Here is a 21,236-nt window from a genome sequence, read left to right as displayed (position 1 = left end):
ATTATATAGTAAATAATTTCAGAAGTAAATAGATAAAATAACGATTTTTTGGAGATAACAAATATATATTGCAAGACTTGAAAAGGTGGGCATAAAAAATGAAAAAGCTTTTAATTTGTGTGTTGGCCCTTCTTTTTCCAGCTGCCTGTTTGGGATGTTCGGCAGAGAAAACGGAAAAAACTGTGAAAATCGGCGTGTTTGAGCCTGCTTCCGGCGATAATGGCGCAGGGGGCAAACAGGAAACGCTGGGAATTTTATATGCCAACAGCCAGACAAAAACCGTTGAAATTGATGGAGAACCATATCGTGTGGAGCTGGAAACCGTGGATAACGAATCTGCAACAGACAAAGCGCCTACTGCGGCGCAGAATTTATTGAGCAGGGGTGTTTCGGTGGTGTTGGGGTCTTATGGCTCAGGCGTGTCCATTGCGGCGGCCGATATTTTTGCAAGGGGCGGCGTTCCGGCAATCGGTATTTCCTGCACCAATCCCCAGGTGACGGCGGGGAACGAAACTTATTTCAGAATTTGCTTTTTAGACCCCTTTCAGGGAACGGTGCTGGCAAACTTTGCCCGGGACTATTTAAAAGCAGAAAAAGCATATTGTCTGTCAAAACTGGGGGATGACTATTCAGGCGGTTTGGTAAACTATTTTGTTGATGCTTTTCAGAAAGCCGGCGGAGAAGTGGTTTCAGAGGCATTTCAGGAGGGTAACAGCGACTTTACCTCCTACATCACAAAAGCGAAAAATGAAGGCGCCGACATTTTTTATGCCCCGGTTTCCACAGAGGCCGCGGCGCTGCTTGTAGATCAGGCCTCCTCCCAGGGATTAACGGTTCCCATCTTGGCCGGCGATACCTGGGACAGCAACGTTATTTTAAATGCGTCTAAAGGAAAAAACGTCCAAATATATGTAACTACCTTTTATCAGGAGGGCGCAAACCCGGAGTTTGACGCAGGGGTGAAAGCGTGGATGCAGTCTGACCCCAGGCATATAAAAAACAACGGCGGGGATGTTGGCCTTGCCGCCATGACAGCAATGGGCTATGATGCATATTATGTTGCACTGGAGGCCATGAAAAAAGCAGACTCAGTCAACCCCGGCGATATTTTAATCGCACTGGGAACAGTGGAGTATGAAGGGGTTTCGGGCAGTATTGCCTTTGATGAAAACGGCGACGCAATCCGGGACAGGGCATATGTGAAAACAGCGGATACTGAGTCCGGAAGCTGGAAATTTGTTGCCGAACAGACGGTAAGATAAGTGAAATGGGAGGCCGCGTATGAAAGGTGTCACACAAAATTTGCCGTATCTTTTCGCCGGAATATCAGTGGGGGGCCAATATGCGCTCATTGCCATTGGCTACACCATGGTATATGGCATTTTAAGGCTGATTAATTTCGCCCACGGCGACGTGTTCATGGCGTCTGGCCTGATGATGGTTTATGCCGCATCCGTTCTGCCCGTGTGGATTGCGATGCCGCTGGTGGCGGCCGCAACGGTGGTTTTGGGATTTTTAATTGAAAAGGCCGCTTACCGGCCGCTTAGGTCAGCGCCCCGCATGTCCGTTATGATTTCGGCAATCGGTGTCAGCTACTTGCTGCAAAATGTCGCGCTTTACGCAACTGGCGGACTGAACCAAACCTATCCGGCGATTCCCTGGGTCAGCGACACCATATCGGTTTTCGGGGTTGTAACAAAGCGGGTGACAGTTATCACGCCTGTGCTGACCGCTTTGCTGACGGCAGGGCTGATGCTTTTAATCCACCGCACCAAAAACGGAATTGCCATGCGCGCCGTGTCAAAGGATTTTGAAACGGCGCAGTTGATGGGAATTAAAATTAATTCCGTAATCAGCGCTGCGTTTGTAATTGGCTCATTTCTTGCGGCGGTGGGGAGCATGCTCTATTTTTCAAACTACAACGGAATTGTGCCGACGTCGGGCGCCATGCCCGGCTTAAAGGCCTTTGTTGCGGCTGTGTTCGGCGGGATTGGTTCCATTCCCGGCGCGGTAATCGGCGGATTTGTCATCGGCATTTGTGAAAATATTATGAAGGGGCTGGGGTGGACGGTTTTTTCAGATGCATTTACCTTTGCGCTGTTAATTGCGGTTCTTACCATAAAGCCCACAGGACTGTTCGGCGAAAAATTAGCAGAAAAGGTGTAAGCGAGGAGGGCTGGCATGAGCAAAAAAAACAATTTTATTTTATCGGGCTTGCTCATTGCGGCGCTGTTAATCGGAATTTATGTGCTGGAGCAAATTTTGCCGCCAACAGAAATGGTATTTGTGGTTTTGCAAAAAGGAGCAATTTACGCCCTGGTTGCAGTTTCTATGAATCTGTTAAACGGCTTTACAGGGCTTTTTTCGTTGGGACAGGCAGGATTTATGCTTATCGGCGCATACACTTATGCAATCTTTACCATCCCTGAGGTGCTAAAGCCGTCCGTTTACCTTTATTTTGGCGGCGGGGCAATTCATTTTACGCTGCCGGTGCTGGCAGCCATTGTTCTTGCCGGACTTGCGGCGGCTTTTTTTGCATATCTCATCGGCCTGCCGGTTTTACGCCTCAAAAGCGACTATTTAGCAATTGCCACCTTAGGATTTGCAGAAATTATTCGGGCTGTGTTTCAATGGGATGCGCTTGGGCCGGTGACCAACGGTTCCAATCTGCTCAGAAAATTTCAAACGTATGACTCCACACTGTTTCCATTTGTTGTTTCCGGCGCTTGCATTGCGGTGATTGTGCTGTTTATCCGCTCCACATACGGGCGTGCGCTTTGCGCTATCCGCGACGACGAAACAGCGGCAGAAGCAATGGGAATTCATCTTGCCCGGCACAAGCGGCTGGCGTTTTGCATCAGCTCCTTTTTTGCAGGCATATCCGGCGCACTGCTTGCAATGTTTCAAATGACGGTGCAGGCCTCAGCCTTTAAGGCAGCCATGACTTATGAGATTTTGCTAATTGTTGTAATCGGCGGAATCGGTTCTGTCACGGGCAGCTGTTTAAGCGCGTTTTTGTTTGTGGCGGCGAATGAGTGGTGGCTGCGGTTTTTAGACACGGAGCAATATATCGGCAGCTTTCAAATTCCGCTGCTCAGGCCGGGGTTTCGCAGGGTGGTATTCTCTGTTTTGGTCATGTTAGTGGTCCTGTTTTTTCAAAAGGGAATTATGGGCAGAAAGGAATTTTCCATATCGCGGTTTGCAGGCAGGCTGAAACACATCTCTTATAAAAATAAGGAGGTAAAACCATGAATCTGCTCTCTTTAAACGACGTCACCATGCAGTTCGGCGGCGTGGTTGCGGTGAATAACCTGTCCCTTACGGTTAAAAAAGGTGAAATTGTGTCGCTCATTGGCCCGAACGGAGCAGGAAAATCCACTGTGTTTAACGTAATTACCGGCGTATATGCGCCTACCAACGGCGTGGTTTCGTTTGACGGTGAAAAAATGATTGAGAATTATCCAAAGGGAAAAATGAAGCGGCTTTATGCAGGCGAAAACAGAGAAAAATATACAAAAATAATGTTAAAACGGCCGGACGAAATTACAAAGCTGGGCATTGCCCGCACCTTTCAAAACATTCGCCTGTTTCGCTCTATGACTGTGTTTGAAAATGTGCTTACGGCAATGCACGTGAGAAGAACAAGCAATGTATTCTCCGCCGTGTTTCGGATAAACCATAAAGAAGAAGCAGGCATGCGGGAAAAGAGCGCCGCGCTTTTAAAAAGTATTGGCTTGGAACAGCTTCAAAATATGCCGGCATCTTCACTTTCTTATGGCAAGCAGCGGCAACTGGAAATTGTTCGTGCACTGGCAACAGGCCCAAAGCTTTTGCTGCTGGACGAGCCGGCTGCGGGAATGAATCCACAGGAATCGGAAGAATTGGCGGAATTTATTTTAAAAATCCGCAGCCGCTATGAGCTGACAATTTTGCTGATTGAGCACCATATGGACATGGTGATGGGAATTTCCGACAAAATATATGTGGTAGATTTCGGAAAGCTCTTAGCCAGCGGCACACCGGAGGAAATTCAGCAAAACCAGGCCGTGATTGACGCCTATTTGGGAGGGGCAGAGGATGGGTGACCTTTTGACAATTGAAAACCTCACTGTATCCTACGGCGGCATTGAGGCGGTAAAAAACGTGTCGCTCTCTGTTCCGGAAGGGGAAATTGTAACGCTGGTGGGAGCAAACGGAGCCGGCAAAAGCACAGTTTTGAAATCCGCCGCCGGTTTGGTAAAACCAAAAAGCGGCTGTATTTTTTTTAAGGGGCAAAACATTGCGGCCAAACCGCCCCATGAAATCGTGAAACAGGGAATTGCACTGGTGCCGGAGGGCAGGAGGGTGTTTGCCAACCTCACTGTGAAAGAAAATTTAAAAATCGGCGCATATCTAAGAAAAGACGATTTAAAAGAAAGTATGCAGCACATCTATTCGCTTTTCCCGAGGCTGAAAGAGCGCAGGTGGCAGCTTTCCGGCACGCTGTCCGGCGGCGAACAGCAAATGCTGGCGCTTGGCCGCGCCCTGATGAGCCGGCCGGAGCTGATTATGATGGATGAGCCATCTTTAGGGCTTGCCCCATTGATTGTAAAAGATATTTTTGATATAATAAAAGAAATCCGCAATGAGGGCATCACCGTTCTTTTAATTGAACAGAACGCAAACCTGGCACTTTCCTGCGCCGACACGGCTTATGTTTTAGAAACCGGAAGGCTGGTAAAAAAGGGGACGGGGAAAGCGCTTCTGCGGGACGAAAGCGTGAAAGAGGCCTATTTGGGCAAGGCACGACAGCAAAAAAGGAGTAATAAAAATGGAACATGACAACATAAAAGATATTTACACATCGCCTGAACGCTATTCAGGGAAGCAGGTTATCGTCTGCGGCTGGATAAAAAACAACCGGGTCGGAAAAGCCTTTGGATTTATCGATCTAAACGACGGAAGTTGTTTTCGCGGAATTCAGGTGGTGCTTGAGCGGGAAAGCATTTTAAATTACGATGAAATCAGCAAGCAGAACATTGGTGCGGCGCTTGTTGTTTCAGGAAAAATAGAATTAACGCCCAATATGAAACAGCCCTTTGAGCTGAAGGCGGAAACCGTTCACATTGAAGGCGCGTCTACGCCGGACTTTCCCCTGCAAAACAAACGCCACACGCCGGAGTTTTTGCGGGAGCAGGCATATTTAAGGCCGCGGACAAACCTTTTTCGGGCGGTTTTTCGTGTTAGAAGCGAGGCGGCGTTTGCCATTCATCAGTTTTTTCACGACAGGGGCTTTGTCTATGTTCACACCCCGCTGATTACCGGGTCGGACTGCGAGGGCGCCGGAGAGATGTTCCGTGTTACCACTTTGGATTTAGAAAATCCGCCGAAAACAGTGGGCGGGCAGATTGACTGGAAGCAGGACTTTTTTGGAAAAAGCACAAATCTAACTGTATCAGGTCAGCTGGAGGGGGAAACCTTTGCCCTGGCCTTTGGAAAAATTTATACCTTTGGCCCTACTTTCCGAGCTGAAAACTCCAATACAACCCGCCATGCCGCAGAGTTTTGGATGATTGAGCCGGAAATTGCCTTTGCAGATTTAAACGACAACATGAACCTTGCCTGGGACATGATTCAGTATATTATTCAATACGTGTTAAAACACTGCCCGCAGGAAATTGAATTCTTTAACCAGTTTGTTGATAGGGGGCTAAAAGAGCGGCTTTGCGCGCTGGCGGCCAGCGACTATGAAAAAATTACTTACACTGAGGCGGTTTTGCTTTTAAAAAGCAGCAATGCAGCGTTTCAATATCCTGTGGAGTGGGGAAGCGACCTGCAAACCGAGCACGAACGGTTTTTAACCGAGCAGATTTTTAAAAAGCCGGTTTTTGTGGTGGATTATCCAAAAGAAATTAAGTCCTTTTATATGCGGTTAAACGACGACGGGAAAACCGTTGCGGCAATGGATTTGTTAGTGCCCGGTGTGGGGGAAATTATTGGCGGAAGCCAGCGGGAAGAGCGGCTCGACCTGCTTGTTGAGCGCATGAAGGAGCTTTCCCTTGAGGAAAAGGACTATTGGTGGTATTTAAATTTGCGCAGATATGGCGGAACGAAACACGCTGGGTTCGGCTTAGGGTTTGAGCGGATTATTATGTATTTAACCGGTGTGTCAAACATCCGCGACGTAATACCTTACCCCAGAACGGTGAAAAACGCGGAATTTTAGCGGAAAATGATTGTATCGAATAGAAAATTGTGGTAAAATAAAGGATAGAAATAAATTGATAGCGGAGGGGCAACATGTTTGATTTTGTAAGGATTTCCTGCTGCGTGCCAAAGGTCGCAGTGGCCAATACGGAAAAAAACACACAGGATATTATCAAAAAATTAAAGGAAGCAGAGGCAGCAAAATCAAATTTCATTGTGTTTCCCGAATTGTGTATCACCGGTTACACCTGCGGCGATCTGTTTTTTCAGGAAAGGCTTATGTCCGGGGTGAACGAGTCGCTTTTTAAAATCGCATCTGCCACAGAAAACAGTGAAGCTGTTGTGGTTTTGGGCGCGCCGATAAATATTGCCGGCCAACTTTATAACTGCTCGGTGGTTCTTGCAAAGGGAAAAATTATTGGCATTGTGCCAAAAACCTTTATTCCCAATTACAACGAGTTTTATGAAAAACGGTGGTTCTCCTCAGCGGAAGACTTAACAGAGCCTTACATGAATTCCAAAAACCTGTTTCCCGAAAACGATTACAGCTATGATATTCCCCTGGGCAGCAGCTTAATTTTTGAAACGGAAAACGGCATTAAATTTGGCGCAGAAATTTGTGAAGACCTATGGATGCCGGTGCCGCCCTGCATTGGGCTGGCGCTGCACGGCGCGGAACTGATTTTTAATTTGTCTGCCAGCAACGAAACCATTGGGAAACGGACTTACCGACGGGATATGGTAAAACAGCAGTCCTCAAAATGCTACTGTGCCTATGCCTATGTTTCCTGCGGGACAGACGAGTCCACCACAGACCTGATTTTTTCAGGCCACAGCCTTGTTGCGGAGAACGGGACCATTACGTTTGAAAATAAAAAGTTTTTGGATACGGATTATGTGCTCACAGCCGACGTGGATCTGGGAAAAATTAAAGCTGACCGGTTAAAATATAAAAGCTATAAAGACGCTACCAGTCTATATCAGGGAGATTCTGTAAAATTTGTGAAGCTTCCGGCCGTGACAGAAAGCGACGGAATGTTATATGAGGTGCGAAAACACCCGTTTATTCCGTCAGAGAAAAAAGCAAGAATAGAGCGGTGTTTAAACATTTTTGAAATGCAGACACAAGCGTTAAAAAAACGGCTCGCCATCACAGGGGGCAGGGCGGTTATCGGTGTGTCCGGCGGGCTGGACTCGACGCTGGCACTTTTGGTGACCTCAGCTGCTGTTAAGCAGCTGGGACTTCCGCCCACCAACATATGCGCTGTTACCATGCCGTGTTTCGGAACTACAGACAGAACGTTTCACAACGCGGTGGCGCTGATGGAATCGCTGGGAGTGACCACGAAGAACATCTCTATTAAAGAAGCGTGTGTCCAGCATTTTAAAGACATTGGACACGACATAAACGTTCACGACATTACTTATGAAAATGTGCAGGCCAGGGAGCGCACCCAGGTGCTGATGGATATGTCGAATGAATTTGGCGGAATTGTGGTGGGAACCGGTGACTTGAGCGAGCTTGCGCTGGGCTGGTGCACCTATTGCGGCGACCAGATGAGTATGTACGGCGTAAACGCGGGAGTTCCCAAAACCTTGGTTCGCTGGATGATTAACAGTTTGACGGAAAACAATGTTTTTCCCGAAAGCACAGAAATTTTAAAAGACGTGGCAGACACCCCCATCAGCCCGGAGCTTTTGCCGCCGGATGCAGAGGGTAAAATTGCACAGAAAACAGAAGACGTAGTTGGGCCTTATGAGCTGCACGACTTCTTCTTATACTATGTTTTGCGTTATGGATTTTCACCTGCCAAAATTTATTGTTTGGCTAACAGAGCTTTTGCAGGAATTTATGATAAAGCAACGGTTTTAAAGTGGCTGAAAACCTTTTATAAACGCTTTTTTACACAGCAGTTTAAGCGGAGCTGCATGCCGGACGGCGTGAAAATTGGCAGCGTGTGCCTCTCGCCCAGGGGGGACTGGAGAATGCCCAGCGACGCGGAAAGCACAATTTGGATCAACGAAGTGGAAACATTGGGTGAATAACAAAAAAGAGTTTAGGCACGCATTAAATTTTGCTGGCGGCCTGAACTCTTTTTCTGTATGCAAGGGGCGTTTCGCCGTACGTTTGCCGAAAACGCCGGGCAAAATAAAACTGGTCGCAGAACCCCAGCTCATTGCTGATGCTTTTAATGGAATAGCTGGTTTTGGAAAGCAGAAACTCTGCCCGGGAAAAAATTAACCCGTCGGTATATTTACCAATCGTCATGCCGGTTTCTGCTTTGAATTCTTTGGTGAGCTTGCTTTCCGAAATAAACAGGCTGGCGGCAATGTCGGCGGCTTTCAGCTGAATAGAAAGGTTGCGGCTGATAAATTTTGTGGCCTTTAGAACCTCAGGCGAATAGTTGTCGCCGGAAAAACCACGAATTTGATACTGGTCGATAAAGCGGGTGAGCGCATATTCTATATATGCTTTCATTTTCAAACCGTTTAAAAAGTCTTTCGACTGATAATAAAACAAAATCTTGTCTATCGTTTCCGGGCTTATGGGGAAGCTGGCAAAGGAACGGGCAGCCCCAAAAAAGTTTTGACCGCCGGGTTCCGTCACATTCACATGGAAAAACAGCTGGCTTAGGGAGGTTTCGCACCAATAGTCATAAGTCAGCCCGGCGGGTAGAAAATAGCAGTTGCCTGCGGATAGTTTTATAAATTCGTTTTTACTTTTTGCATAACCCTCACCGTTTAAAATAAAATAAATTCTAGAAAACGGGGAGCAGACATTCTCAGCATGCCAGTCGGTGGAAAGCTTGGCATATCCGTTGTCGGCTATGGTGATGCTTAAGTCGTTAAAAAGTTTTGCGACCTGTGTGTTCTTTTTGATATTCATGTCAAAAACTCCATATTTTAAACGAAAAAATATATTGGAAAATCAAATATACCATGTTATAATGCCCTTGAAAGTCCATAAAAACAATATATCATATTTTAAAGAAAATTTCAATGAAAAATGAGGGTAAAGGAGAGAATTTTTATGTCAAGCTATGTAACAAGAAAAACGCCGGGCGACACGGCGTGGTTCACGCACGACCGTTTCGGCATGTTTATCCATTTTGGATTGTATGCAATGCCGGCCCGCCACGAGTGGATTAAAATGCGGGAAATGATTACGGAAGAGCACTATGACAAGTATTTTAAGTATTTTAACCCCGACATGTACGACCCGAAAGAGTGGGCGCGCCAGGCAAAGGCGGCCGGAATGAAATATGTGGTGCTTACCACAAAACACCACGAAGGATTTTGCCTGTTTGACTCAAAGTTTACGGATTACAAATCCACAAATACGCCGTTTGGACGCGACATTGTCCGCGAATATGTAGATGCGTTCCGTGCAGAGGGACTGCACATTGGATTTTATTACTCTCTGATCGACTGGCATCACCCGGAATTTCCAATCGACATGATTCACCCCAGAAGGGAGGATGCAAATGCGGAGGAATTAAGTCGCGGCAGGGACGTACATAAATATGCGGAATACATGCGGAATCAGGTGACCGAGCTGTTAACAAACTATGGGAAAATAGATGTGCTGTGGTTCGATTTTTCATACTCCAACCATGAAGTTCCTGAAAAGTCCCCCTGGATGAAAGGTAAGGGCAAAGATGACTGGGAGGCGGAGAAACTAATTCAAACTGCAAGAGAATTGCAGCCGGGAATTATTATTGACAACCGCACGGAAATTGAACAGGACTTGTGGACACCGGAGCAGTATCAGCCTCTTTCCTGGGTCCGCCATGCAGAAACCGGCGAGCTTGTTACGTGGGAAGCCTGCCAGACTTTTTCCGGCTCCTGGGGATATTTTCGTGACGAAATGACATGGAAATCGCCTGAAATGCTTGTTCAAATGCTGATTAACACTGTTTCAATCGGCGGAAACCTGCTGATGAATGTGGGACCAACCGCAAGAGGCTATCTTGATTACCGGGCGGAAAACGCACTGAAGGTGTATGCGGACTGGATGAAATATCATTCCCGTTCTATTTACGGCTGCACCATGGCGGAACCGGAATTTCAAGAACCGCGGGGATGCCGTCTTACACAGTCTGTTGACGGAAAACGGCTTTATATCCACCTTTGTGAATATCCCTATAAATTTTTAGAGCTTCCCGGATATGCCGGAAAAGTGGACTATGCACAGCTGCTAAACGATGGAAGCGAGCTGAAAATGACAGAGAACGAAGTGCAGCATTTCAGCGAAGGCAGAAGCAAATCAGACGGCCTTTTGGTAATTGAGCTGCCTGAGGTGAAGCCTCCGGTTATCGTGCCTGTAATTGAGCTCTTCTTAAAATAATTTTTAAAGAAAATGCGGAAGTTTTTATTTCCGCATTTCTTTTTTTGCGTACATAAATTTATGAAAATGCAAGAAAATAACGGTATGTATGTAACGCACTTGTCAAAATAAGTAAAATTAACTTGAATCATACTTGTTTATGTGGTATAATTGTCCTTAAAAAAGAAACAGCAGGAGGTAAAATATGGAGAGGTCGAGTTGGAGCTCAAGGTCTACATTTATTCTGGCCGCAGTGGGGTCAGCCGTAGGGCTTGGCAATGCGTGGCGTTTTCCGGGATTGGTGGCCAAGCACGGAGGGGGCGCGTTTTTGTTCGTATATCTGATTGCAATGGTGTGTTTAGGGATACCGCTGCTCATGATGGAAATTTCCATCGGCAGAAAGATGCGTTCCGGCGCGCCGGGAGCACTGCGGGGCATTAACAAAAAGGCAGAGTGGATTGGCTGGGCCGCGACCAGCAATGCATTTATCATAGCGTGCTACTACGCAGTGGTTTTCGCCTGGGTAATTTTAATGGTATTTATGAGCTATAAGTTTGCCGCGTTTACAAATCTGCCGAATATGTCGGAACGGCTGAACGCCGCGAAAAACCTTTGGGCTCAGACAATTCAGACCACCGGAACAGTAACCGGCTGGTCTACCATTTCAATTCCGGTTATAATTTGTCTTCTAATTGCATGGGGTCTGATTTATTACTGTATCAGAAACAGCGCCCACAGCGTTGGCAAGGTGATAAAATATATTGTATTCATGCCCATTATTATTTTAGTGATTATGGCAATTAAGGGTCTGTCCATGGACGGGGCAATGGAAGGCATAAAACGTTTGTTTATCCCCGATTTCAATGCGCTTACTTCGCCGGGGATATGGGTAGACGCCTTTGGCCAGGTATTTTACAGCATGTCTGTTATGATGGCGATTATGTTTGCGTATGGTTCCTATTTGAGTGACGACTCCAACATTGCTGTAGACGGCCTGATTATTGCGTTTTCCGACATTGCAGTCAGCCTGCTGGCGGGCGTGGTAATGTTTTCTACCATGGGCGGCACCGGCATGTTGGATAACATGTCTGCTTCCGGCGTTTCCACTGCATTTATGATTTATCCTCAGACAATTGTCAGCTTAACAAATGTTGGTTGGTTTAACGCACTATTTGGCGTGTTGTTCTATTTATGCCTGGTTACCCTGGCAATCGACTCCGCGTTCTCCATTGTGGAAGGTGTTTCGTCGGCCATATCAGATAAGTTTGGCTTTCAATTGAAAAAAACCACAATCGGCGTTTGCATTGCGGCTGGAATTATTTCGCTGGTGTTCACAACGGGTGCCGGAATGGCTTATGTCGATATTGTTGACAACTGGACAAACCAGTATAACATGGTGATTGTCGGCGTTTTGGAATGTATTGCTGTGGGATATATGTTTAAAACATCTAAGGTTTTGCACGAAGTGAATAGGAACACAGGCAAAATTAAAATGCCATCCTGGTGGTTTAACGCGGCAATTAAAGTGATTGCACCCCTGCTTTTAACCATCCTGGTGTGCTGGAATTTGGGTTCGCTGTTTACAAGCGGCGGAATTTACGGAGCGGCAGACGGCTATACGCTGGCCTCAAACATCTGGGCAGGCTGGATTATTACAATTCTAGCGTTTTTAAGCGGCGCAATTATGCGCATCATTGTAAAGCGGAACAAAAAGTTTCGGGAGCGGGAAGAAAACTTTAAGGGTTGGGAAGATTAAGAAAAAGCACCTTAACATTCATTGTTAAGGTGCTTTTTCTTTCTTTTTATATTTGTAAGAAAAGGTTGAAATCAAAAAAATTATGTGCTATAATTAATAAATAAGATAAAAGCCTGAAGTTGTGTAAATAAATCGTATGGGTTTTCGGTCAGGAGCGTTATAAAATGTATAGAGACATACCCTTTTCACCGCCCGATATAACGGATTTGGAAATTTCAAATGTGATAGATGTTTTAAGAAGCGGATGGATAACCACCGGGGCACAGACAAAATTGTTTGAAAAGAAATTAGCTGAATCTTGCACGACTGAAAAAGCGGTGTGCCTAAACTCCGCCACGGCCTGCATGGAACTGGTTCTGCGCATGTTTGGAATTGGACCGGGGGACGAGGTTATCACCTGCAGCTATACATATACTGCAAGTGCAAGTGTAGCTTGCCATGTGGGTGCAAAGCTTGTTTTAGTAGATGCACAGACAGATGATTTTCATATGGATTATGATAAGCTGGCCGAAGCCATTACAGAAAATACAAAAGCCATAATCCCCATTGATATTGCAGGCATACTATGCGACTACGACAGAATCTATGAAATTGTAAATTCTAAAAAACAGCTGTTTCATGCAAAAAATCAATATCAGGAGGCTCTTGGCAGAATTTTGGTGCTGGCAGATTCCGCACATGGTTTCGGCGCGTCTTATAAGGGCAAAAAAAGCGGCGCTGTGGCCGATTTTACCTGTTTTTCCTTTCATGCCGTGAAAAATATTACCACCGGCGAGGGCGGGGCGATTACCTGGAGACCGGACATTGGATTAGACAGTGGCGATATTTATAAACAGTTTATGCTACTTTCTTTGCACGGACAGTCGAAAGACGCGTGGGCGAAACTTAAACCAAGCTCATGGGAATATGATGTGATTTTACCCGGCTACAAATGCAATATGACGGACATTTCCGCGGCGATTGGATTGGGACAGCTTGAGCGCTATGATGGCCTATTAAAAAAGCGCAAAAAGCTGATACAGGCATACAATGATAATCTGCCACAGGATAAAATTACCGTTTTGCAGCATGACACAGAAAACCAAAGTTCCAGCGGTCATTTATACCTGACGCGGCTTAAGGGTAAAAATTTAGATTTTCGGAACCGGTTTATTCAGCAGATGAGTCAGGCAGGTGTAGCATGCAACGTGCACTATAAACCGCTTCCAATGCATACGGCATATAAGCAAATGGGTTTTAACATTCAAGATTTTCCGAACTCCTATGCACTTTTTGAAAATGAAGTGACGCTCCCGTTAAACTCGAAAATGACGGTTGAAGATGTTTGTTACGTTGCAGAACATGTAAGGAGGCTTTTGCTAAGCCTATGAGAATTTTAAAAAAGTTTGGTTGTCTGCCTGAGCAAATGCAGAATTCTGCTGTTTTGGAGTATTACACAGCGCTTCGCAAAAAAATGTTTTGGCTCTTTTTAAAACGCATATTCGACATTGTTGTTTCCGTTCTTTTCATATGCGTTCTTCTGCCGCTGTTTCTTGTTGTTGCGGCCGCAATCAAGCTTGATTCTTTTGGCAGCATTATTTACAAACAGAGCCGCATTACCCAATATGGCAGGAAATTTAAAATTTATAAATTTCGTACAATGGTAGAAAAGGCAGACACCTTGGGCACTTTAGTGACCGTTGGGAACGACCCGCGTATCACCCGGGTTGGAAAAGTTTTAAGAAAATACAGGATAGATGAAATTCCGCAGCTGTTTAATATTTTGTTAGGCGACATGAGTTTTGTGGGAACGCGGCCAGAAGTTGAAAAATATGTAAATTGTTATACAGACAAAATGATGGCAACGTTGCTTTTGCCTGCAGGCGTAACATCTTCAGCAAGCATTTATTATAAGGATGAGAGCCAGCTTTTGGCCCAGACAGAGAACGTAGATGAAACTTATGTTCAAAAAATCCTGCCTGCAAAAATGAAATATAATCTTCAATATATAGAAAATTTTAGTCTTTGGAACGATTTAAAAATCATGGTAAAGACGGTTTTTGCCGTTTGCGCCAACAAAAAAATAGAATTGCCGGAGAACAGAAAGGCAGATGTAAATGCATAAACTCGTTTCGGTCATTACGCCAACATTCAACTGCGGGGCCTATATTTTAGAAACAATTCGGTCTGTTCAGGCTCAGACTTTTGATAACTGGGAAATGATAATTGCAGACGATTGTTCCGCTGACGATACGAAAGAAATTGTTGGACAGGCCTGCGAAAAAGACCCCAGAATAAAATATGTCCGGCTTAAAACAAATTCCGGGGCAGCCGTCGCAAGAACGGAGGCCATGAAGCTGGCAAAGGGAAATTATATGGCCTTTTTAGACAGCGACGACCTTTGGAAACCGGAAAAGCTGGAAAAGCAGCTTGCGTTTATGGAGGCGAACCGCTACCCGTTTACTGCAACTGCTTATGAAAAGATTGATGAATCTGGCCGCAAGCTGAATAAAATTGTGAACGTTATTGACAGGACAAGCTATAACCGTTTGCTGTTGGATTGTCCTATAGGAAACTCCACAGTGATGTATGATGTGGATAAAATGGGGAAGTTTGAAGTTCCAAACATTAAAAAGCGCAATGACGATGCATTGTGGCTTAAAATGTTAAAACAGGAAAAATATATTTATGGTCTGCATGAGGTTTTAATGGAATACCGCGTCCGCCCTAATTCCATTTCCAGCAATAAGCTGTCATTGGTAAAATATCATTGGAAGCTTTACCGCGAAATTGAACATTTGAGCGTATTACGGTCTGCGTTTCACATCGTTGTGTGGGGAGCGCTGAAAATATTTCATATAAAATAGATGATCAAACAGGAAAGTGAGAAGTGATTAGAAATGGAATACCTGAATAAATTATTTCGGAACAGATATCTGCTGTTAATGGATGTTTTGCTATCTGTCCTGGCCTATGCCATTGTGATTATCCTTATGTTTCCGGTTGCGTCATTTGGCGCTTATTTTATTGATAGTCTGCCCTCCATCGTGCTGACAGTTTGCGTCTTTGCTTCCATTCTTTTTATTTTCGACATGTATAATGTATATTGGATGTATGCCAGCATTAAAGAATACTTAAAGCTTTTAACAGCTTGCGTTACGGCGGGCACCGTTAGCATGCTTGTTGATATTTTTCTGTTGCACAGCGCTTTAATTTATCCTAAATTTTGCCTGGCGGCAAAATTTGCCGTGATGTTTTTAATCCTTGCATTGCGGTTTTCCATTAGAGTTTTGCAAAAGCTGTCCAACGTTTCGGCAGACAAGGAAGGAAAGCGCGTACTTGTTATTGGAGCCGGCCAGCTATGTGCAATGCTGCTGCGTGACATCCGCGACAACAAACATCTGCACTACAATGTTGTCGGCCTGATTGACGACGACAAGGTAAAGAAAAACCAGGTGATGTGCGGCGCAAAGGTGCTTGGCGGCCGCAGTGAAATTGAACGGATTTGCCGGGAGAAGATGGTGGAGGAGATTGTTTTCGCTATTTATACGCTGCCGCTTTCGGAGAAAAAGGAGATTTTAGAAATTTGCACGAAAACCGGCTGCAAGGTTAAAGTGATGCCGGGAATTGAAGCGGTGTTGTCGGGTAATTTTGGTTTTAACAGCATGCGGAATATTGAAATTGAAGACTTGCTGGAACGTGAACCTGTGAAATTTGATAACAATTTGATAAAAGAGGATTTATGCGGAAAAACCGTTTTGGTTACGGGCGGCGGCGGTTCCATTGGTTCTGAGCTGTGCCGGCAGATTATACCGTTTCGTCCGAAGCTTCTGATTATTTTGGACATTTATGAAAATACCACATATGAGCTGCAAAATGAGCTGATGGAAAAATATCCGGATCAGCAATTAGAAGTTCTAATTGCGTCCGTCAGGGACAAAAAACGTTTAGATGACATTTTTTCCGTTTACCGTCCGGAAATTGTGTTTCATGCGGCAGCCCACAAACATGTTCCGCTGATGGAATATAGCCCGTGCGAAGCGGTGAAAAACAATGTTTTCGGCACGCTGAATGTTGCAAAATGCGCAGACGAATTTGGCGTGAGGCGGTTTGTAATGATTTCCACTGACAAGGCTGTTAACCCAACAAACGTTATGGGCGCGACAAAGAGAATGTGTGAAATGATTATTCAAACAATGGCGGCGGAAAGCAAAACGGAATTTGTTGCCGTGCGGTTTGGAAATGTTTTAGGATCAAACGGGTCGGTTATCCCCCGATTTAAAAAGCAAATTGCAGCAGGCGGGCCGGTTACGGTTACGCATCCTGAAATCACCCGGTTTTTTATGACAATTCCCGAGGCGGCGCGGCTTGTAATTCAGGCGGCGGTTAACGCACAGGGGGGAGAAATTTTTGTGCTGGACATGGGAGAGCCGGTGAAAATTTATGACTTGGCGCAAAAAATGATTCGGCTTGCAGGCTTTCAGCCTGAAGGGGACATAAAAATTGAGTTTACAGGCTTAAGGCCCGGCGAAAAGCTTTATGAAGAACTTTTGATGAATGAAGAAGGGCTTCGCAAAACAGAGCACAGTAAAATTTTTATTGGCAGTCCCATTACAATTAACCACAACGAGCTTCAGCATAAGCTGCAGATTCTGTCCATTGCTTTAAACATAGGAGACGAGGCAATAAAAGAAGCTTTAAAAGAGGTTGTGCCCACTTTTGTTCCGGAACAGGCACAGGAGGAGCACGAAAGCGAGCAGGACTATGCCGCTTTATCGAACTCTGCCACGGTTGCGGTGTCTTAAATAAAAAAATACAAAAAAACGGGATTATCCGAAATTTCGGATAATCCCGTAAATCATTAACAGAACAATTTCAACTGACAAAATTATTTTGGAAACTGTGCTCAAACGTCTATCTCCGCTTTTTATGTATCGGATTGTTTCAGCCAAATACAGTGCCAGCAAGACAGGAAGCGTAACAAAAATGACCGGATTATGGAAAAACGCGTCTGCAAAATCAAACCTTGCTAAGGCCACAAACATTCCCGTAATGCCACAGGAGGGACAATATAGCCCCGTAGCCAAATGAAACGGACAGGGAACGGAAAGCCCGGTCAGCCGTATAAACATTAAATATGCCAAGCCGAACAACAGTACGGCGAGCAATCGTTTTATTTCTTTTGTCAGCCTTGCTTTCATAAGAAGTTTTAAGCTGCAATTGCTTTGTTTACAGAATCCTGCATCAGCGCATAGGAAACAATGCTCAGCCCGAAGAACGATAAAATCAGGTATAAAATTCCCCTGCTCTGAGCGGGCCAGCCCTTGTTTATATAAATTCCGTCCAGCTTTTCGCCCATTTTATACATCCAGTAAAACAGATAAATGCCGCAGGACAAAATGGAAAACAAAAACGCCATTCCGCCGGTTGTTGCCATTCGGTCGTCCGCTAAGTAGTTGATTTCATCGTTCAGCTTAATAAACCAGTAAATTCCGTAAATGCCGCAGGTAATCACGCTTAAAACAATGGAGATTGCAATTTCCCTTCTTTGTATCATACAAGCCGCCCTCATTTCTTAATTTTAAATACACAACATTTCTGCTGTAATTATATCATAGGAAACAATGGAGTGTCAAGTGCTGCGGCCGGGGCATGTCAAATTTTAGAGAATAATGCAAATCAAACCGCCGCTGCCCTCGTTAATAATCTTCTGTAGTGTTTCCTGAAGCTTCACCTGAGCCTCGTCAGGCATTCTTCCCAGCTTGTTGTGCAGCCCTTCGTTCACCAGTTCGTGAAGGGATTTTCCGAAAATGTTCGACTGCCAAATCTGCTTTGGATCTGTTTCAAATTCCTGGAGCAGATAGTGCACCAGTTCTTCAGACTGTTTTTCCGTACCCACAATGGGGCTTACTTCTGTCTGAATTTCCGCTTTAATCATGTGGATTGAGGGTGCTGACGCTTTCAGCTTCACGCCAAATCTGCTTCCTTGTCTTACAATTTCAGGCTCTTCTAAGCTCATTTCATCAATGGTGGGCGTAACAATGCCATAGCCTTTGTTTTCAACCTCTTTCAGCGCCACAGCTACCTTGTCATATTCCCGCTTAATTTCAGACATTTGTGTAAGGAGCGACAAAAGCTTATCTTCCCCGTCAATGTCAAATCCGGAGGTTTCTTTTACAATTTTATAGAACAGGTCTCCAGGGGTAGTGACGGAAATTGAGGCTTTTCCCGTGCCCAAATCAATGTTTGCCGTTTCTGCAGCTTCAATGAATTCGCAGGTACACATTTTTGCCGCCGCATCTTTTAAATTGCTTAAGGTAATAATATCTTCAGCAGCGGAAAGAACAGCTTCATAAATGCCTTTTTTTATTCTGTGCTCATCGGCTAACGCGTCAATCCATTTCGGCAAATCCACGCTGATTTCTCTCACAGGGAAGGTTAAAAGCACCTGCTTCATAATTTCCCTGATTTCCCGCTCTGTGAGAGCCAAACAGTTTACTGCCACCACCGGAGCGTGATATTGTTCTTCTAAATAGGTTCTCAAATCCTCTGTTTCGGGCTTGTCGGGATATTTTGTGTTTAATAAAATCACAAAGGGTTTGCCCATTTTGGTAAGTTCTTCAGCAACCCGCGCCTCGGCTTCTACGTAGTCCTCTCTAGGAATATCGGTGACGCTGCCGTCGGTGGTTACCAGAATCCCAATGGTGGAGTGGTCGCAGATTACTTTCTTTGTGCCAATTTCAGCAGCCTTGCCAAAGGGAATGGGCTCCTCAGACCACGGTGTTTGCACCATTCTCGGCACATCGTTTTCAATGTGGCCCAGGGCGCTGTTTACAATGTAGCCCACACAGTCAATCATTCTGACCTTCATTTTTGCATTGTCGTCAAAGGTAATTTCAACCGCTTCATTGGGAATGAATTTTGGTTCTGTTGTCATAATCGTTTTTCCGCCGGCGCTTTGGGGCAGTTCGTCTTGCGCACGTTCCTTTGAGTTTAAGTCGCCAATATTCGGAATGACAAACAGATCCATGAACTTTTTAATAAAGGTCGATTTCCCTGTCCGAACCGGTCCTACAACGCCCAGATAAACATCGCCTCCTGTGCGTTCGGCAATATCCTGATAGATATTATATTCAGCCATACATATTCCTCCATCGTTGTGATTTATTGTTTGTACATAGTATGAAAAGATCTGTTTTTTTATGACTGTTTGTCTTAAATTAATTTCATATAGAAAATTGCATAAAAAAATTCAGCTATTGCCAATAAAATTGTTGACTTTTGGCAATTTTCATAATATAATTGTAAAAGATTGGTGAATTCCTGTAATTTTTAGGAAACCGCTGCTAAAAAACTTACAAAGGGGAAACGAAAATGAAACGTAAAACCATTGTCGGAGTTATTTTTGGAATTCTTGCGGTGGCAGTATTTGCTTTGTTGGCGTTTACTGTGAACAACGGTGACCCGGAAAGCACAAGCCGTTATTCTGCTACCTTTATGTCGCTGTTGCCGCCGGTTATCGCAATCGGGCTGGCACTTATCACAAAAGAGGTTTACAGCTCTCTGTTTATTGGAATTGTGGCAGGCGGATTGTTATCTACAAACTTCCGTCCTGTAGCTGCAATGGACAATATTTTGAACGAAGGCCTAATTGCAGCAGTTTCCGGAACAGCCGGTATCTTTATTTTTCTTGTTGTTCTGGGAATTTTTGTGGCGCTGATAAATAAGGCGGGCGGCTCTGCGGCATTTGGAAAATGGGCCCAAAAACATATTAAGTCAAAAACAGGCGCGTCGATGGCTACCTTTATTCTGGGAGTTCTCATTTTTATTGACGACTATTTTAACTGCCTTACCGTTGGGTCGGTTATGCGCTCGGTTACAGACAGCCACAAAATTTCAAGAGCAAAGCTTGCATATCTGATTGACGCAACGGCAGCTCCCGTTTGCATGATTGCGCCGATTTCTTCCTGGGCTGCGGCGGTTTCAAGCTATGTGCCCGAAGGACAGGGATTGTCGCTGTTCATAAAAGCGATTCCGTATAATTTTTATTCGCTTCTCACCTTTGTGTTTATTATCGCAATTACACTAATGAAGTTTGATTACGGCTCCATGAAGCTGCATGAAAAAAATGCTGAAAAGGGTGATTTATTCACAACCGGTGATAGGGTGGAACAAAATAATGAAGAACATTCATCGCGCGGAAAAGTGATTGACTTAATTCTTCCCGTTCTTGTGTTAATTGCAATTTGCATTTTATCGTTGCTTTATGTCGGCGGCATGTGGTCTGGTGAATCATTTATTAATGCGTTTGCCAATACTGACGCAACGGTCGGTTTGCCGTGGGGCGGAATTATTGCGCTGATTGTTGCTATTTTCTATCTGCTGTGCAGAAGAGTTGTTACGTTTAAAGAAGCAATGGAATGTGTGCCAAAAGGCTTTATTGCAATGGTTCCCGCAATTTTAATTTTGACATTTGCAACGTCGCTCAAAAATATGACCGGCCTTCTCGGCGCCGCTGATTATGTCGGCGACATTATGGAAGGTGCAGCGGCAGGCCTTTCTTATTTCCTGCCGGCAATCATTTTTGTTGTGGCTGTAGGGCTTGCGTTTGCAACCGGAACCTCCTGGGGAACTTTCGGCATTTTAATTCCTATCGTTATGGCGGTGTTCCCCAACGACAGCAGCATGATGGTCATTGGCGTTTCTGCCTGCCTTGCAGGTGCGGTTTGCGGCGACCACTGTTCACCCATTTCCGACACCACAATTATGTCGTCTGCCGGCGCGGAGTGCAACCATATTAATCACGTGTCCACACAGTTGCCATATGCGCTGACTGTTGCGGCCGTATCTTTCGTTTCCTATATTATAGCAGGCTTTGTTCATAATTGGCTTATTGTGCTTCCCATTGCAATTGTTCTGATGCTTGCAACCCTGTTCGTTATTAAGGCGGCTGCCAAACGAAAAATTGCAGAATAAATTTAAAAACTC

General features: G+C 45.0%; 18 protein-coding genes. 14 read left to right on the top strand and 4 right to left on the bottom strand.

Annotated features, from left to right (window positions below; translation table 11 throughout):
• Positions 1 to 98: 98 nt before the first annotated feature.
• The 7 genes from H8698_RS06050 to H8698_RS06020 all read left to right on the top strand — a co-directional run bounded on the left by H8698_RS06050 (position 99) and on the right by H8698_RS06020 (position 8,232).
• Complete coding sequence (locus tag H8698_RS06050; RefSeq protein WP_249311714.1) at positions 99 to 1,262, top strand: ABC transporter substrate-binding protein; 1,164 nt, start codon at positions 99 to 101, stop codon at positions 1,260 to 1,262.
• A 19-nt stretch (positions 1,263 to 1,281) separates the two neighbouring features.
• Positions 1,282 to 2,166 carry a branched-chain amino acid ABC transporter permease gene (locus H8698_RS06045; protein ID WP_249311713.1) on the top strand — a complete coding sequence of 295 codons (885 nt, stop codon included), beginning with the start codon at positions 1,282 to 1,284 and terminating at the stop codon, positions 2,164 to 2,166.
• A 15-nt stretch (positions 2,167 to 2,181) separates the two neighbouring features.
• On the top strand, positions 2,182 to 3,252 hold the full coding sequence (locus H8698_RS06040; protein WP_249311712.1) for a branched-chain amino acid ABC transporter permease: 1,071 nt from the start codon (positions 2,182 to 2,184) through the stop codon (positions 3,250 to 3,252).
• On the top strand, positions 3,249 to 4,085 hold the full coding sequence (locus H8698_RS06035; protein WP_249311711.1) for an ABC transporter ATP-binding protein: 837 nt from the start codon (positions 3,249 to 3,251) through the stop codon (positions 4,083 to 4,085). Before H8698_RS06040 ends, H8698_RS06035 begins: the two co-directional genes overlap by 4 nt.
• Positions 4,078 to 4,821, top strand: coding sequence for an ABC transporter ATP-binding protein (locus tag H8698_RS06030; protein WP_249311710.1), 744 nt, complete (start codon positions 4,078 to 4,080; stop codon positions 4,819 to 4,821). Before H8698_RS06035 ends, H8698_RS06030 begins: the two co-directional genes overlap by 8 nt.
• Positions 4,811 to 6,205, top strand: a complete 1,395-nt coding sequence (asnS, locus tag H8698_RS06025; RefSeq protein WP_249311709.1) for an asparagine--tRNA ligase — start codon at positions 4,811 to 4,813, stop codon at positions 6,203 to 6,205. Before H8698_RS06030 ends, asnS begins: the two co-directional genes overlap by 11 nt.
• Before the next feature lie 74 nt (positions 6,206 to 6,279).
• On the top strand, positions 6,280 to 8,232 hold the full coding sequence (locus H8698_RS06020) for an NAD(+) synthase (RefSeq protein ID WP_249311708.1): 1,953 nt from the start codon (positions 6,280 to 6,282) through the stop codon (positions 8,230 to 8,232).
• A gap of 22 nt (positions 8,233 to 8,254) precedes the next feature.
• Here H8698_RS06020 and H8698_RS06015 read toward each other — a convergent pair whose 3' ends face one another.
• Positions 8,255 to 9,073 carry a helix-turn-helix domain-containing protein gene (locus H8698_RS06015; protein ID WP_249311707.1) on the bottom strand — a complete coding sequence of 273 codons (819 nt, stop codon included), beginning with the start codon at positions 9,071 to 9,073 and terminating at the stop codon, positions 8,255 to 8,257.
• A gap of 144 nt (positions 9,074 to 9,217) precedes the next feature.
• Here H8698_RS06015 and H8698_RS06010 point away from each other — a divergent pair, with 144 nt between their 5' ends.
• The 6 genes from H8698_RS06010 (at position 9,218) to H8698_RS05985 (ending at position 17,053) form a co-directional block, all read left to right on the top strand.
• On the top strand, positions 9,218 to 10,534 hold the full coding sequence (locus H8698_RS06010; RefSeq protein WP_177679997.1) for an alpha-L-fucosidase: 1,317 nt from the start codon (positions 9,218 to 9,220) through the stop codon (positions 10,532 to 10,534).
• A 184-nt stretch (positions 10,535 to 10,718) separates the two neighbouring features.
• Positions 10,719 to 12,269 (top strand): SLC5/6 family protein, encoded by a 1,551-nt coding sequence (locus H8698_RS06005; RefSeq protein ID WP_249311706.1) that lies wholly within the window; start codon positions 10,719 to 10,721, stop codon positions 12,267 to 12,269.
• 164 nt (positions 12,270 to 12,433) lie between these two features.
• Entirely contained in the window at positions 12,434 to 13,639 is a 1,206-nt protein-coding gene (locus tag H8698_RS06000; protein WP_249311705.1) for a DegT/DnrJ/EryC1/StrS family aminotransferase, read from the top strand.
• Positions 13,636 to 14,373, top strand: coding sequence for a sugar transferase (locus H8698_RS05995; protein WP_249311704.1), 738 nt, complete (start codon positions 13,636 to 13,638; stop codon positions 14,371 to 14,373). Before H8698_RS06000 ends, H8698_RS05995 begins: the two co-directional genes overlap by 4 nt.
• Positions 14,366 to 15,115, top strand: coding sequence for a glycosyltransferase family 2 protein (locus tag H8698_RS05990; RefSeq protein WP_249311703.1), 750 nt, complete (start codon positions 14,366 to 14,368; stop codon positions 15,113 to 15,115). Before H8698_RS05995 ends, H8698_RS05990 begins: the two co-directional genes overlap by 8 nt.
• A gap of 33 nt (positions 15,116 to 15,148) precedes the next feature.
• A complete protein-coding gene (locus H8698_RS05985; RefSeq protein WP_249311702.1) occupies positions 15,149 to 17,053 on the top strand; it encodes a polysaccharide biosynthesis protein in 1,905 nt (634 codons plus the stop codon).
• 24 nt (positions 17,054 to 17,077) lie between these two features.
• Here the strand turns inward: H8698_RS05985 and H8698_RS05980 are convergent, their stop codons facing one another.
• The 3 genes from H8698_RS05980 to spoIVA form a co-directional block, all read right to left on the bottom strand.
• Entirely contained in the window at positions 17,078 to 17,449 is a 372-nt protein-coding gene (locus H8698_RS05980) for a DUF2752 domain-containing protein (RefSeq protein ID WP_249311701.1), read from the bottom strand.
• Between the two features lie 8 nt (positions 17,450 to 17,457).
• Positions 17,458 to 17,805 carry a DUF4234 domain-containing protein gene (locus H8698_RS05975; protein ID WP_249311700.1) on the bottom strand — a complete coding sequence of 116 codons (348 nt, stop codon included), beginning with the start codon at positions 17,803 to 17,805 and terminating at the stop codon, positions 17,458 to 17,460.
• A 105-nt stretch (positions 17,806 to 17,910) separates the two neighbouring features.
• Positions 17,911 to 19,389: a stage IV sporulation protein A gene (gene spoIVA, locus H8698_RS05970; RefSeq protein WP_249311699.1), complete on the bottom strand. Its 1,479-nt coding sequence runs from the start codon at positions 19,387 to 19,389 to the stop codon at positions 17,911 to 17,913.
• A 233-nt stretch (positions 19,390 to 19,622) separates the two neighbouring features.
• Here spoIVA and H8698_RS05965 point away from each other — a divergent pair, with 233 nt between their 5' ends.
• The gene (locus H8698_RS05965) at positions 19,623 to 21,224 is read left to right on the top strand and encodes a Na+/H+ antiporter NhaC family protein (RefSeq protein WP_249311698.1); all 1,602 of its coding nucleotides are present in this window, start codon (positions 19,623 to 19,625) and stop codon (positions 21,222 to 21,224) included.
• Positions 21,225 to 21,236 lie beyond the last annotated feature (12 nt).

The sequence above is a fragment of the Congzhengia minquanensis genome (assembly GCF_014384785.1).
GTDB lineage: Bacteria > Bacillota > Clostridia > UBA1381 > UBA9506 > Congzhengia > Congzhengia minquanensis.
Note: the sequence above shows the minus strand (reverse complement) of the source record. Positions and strands in the feature narration are given on the sequence as shown.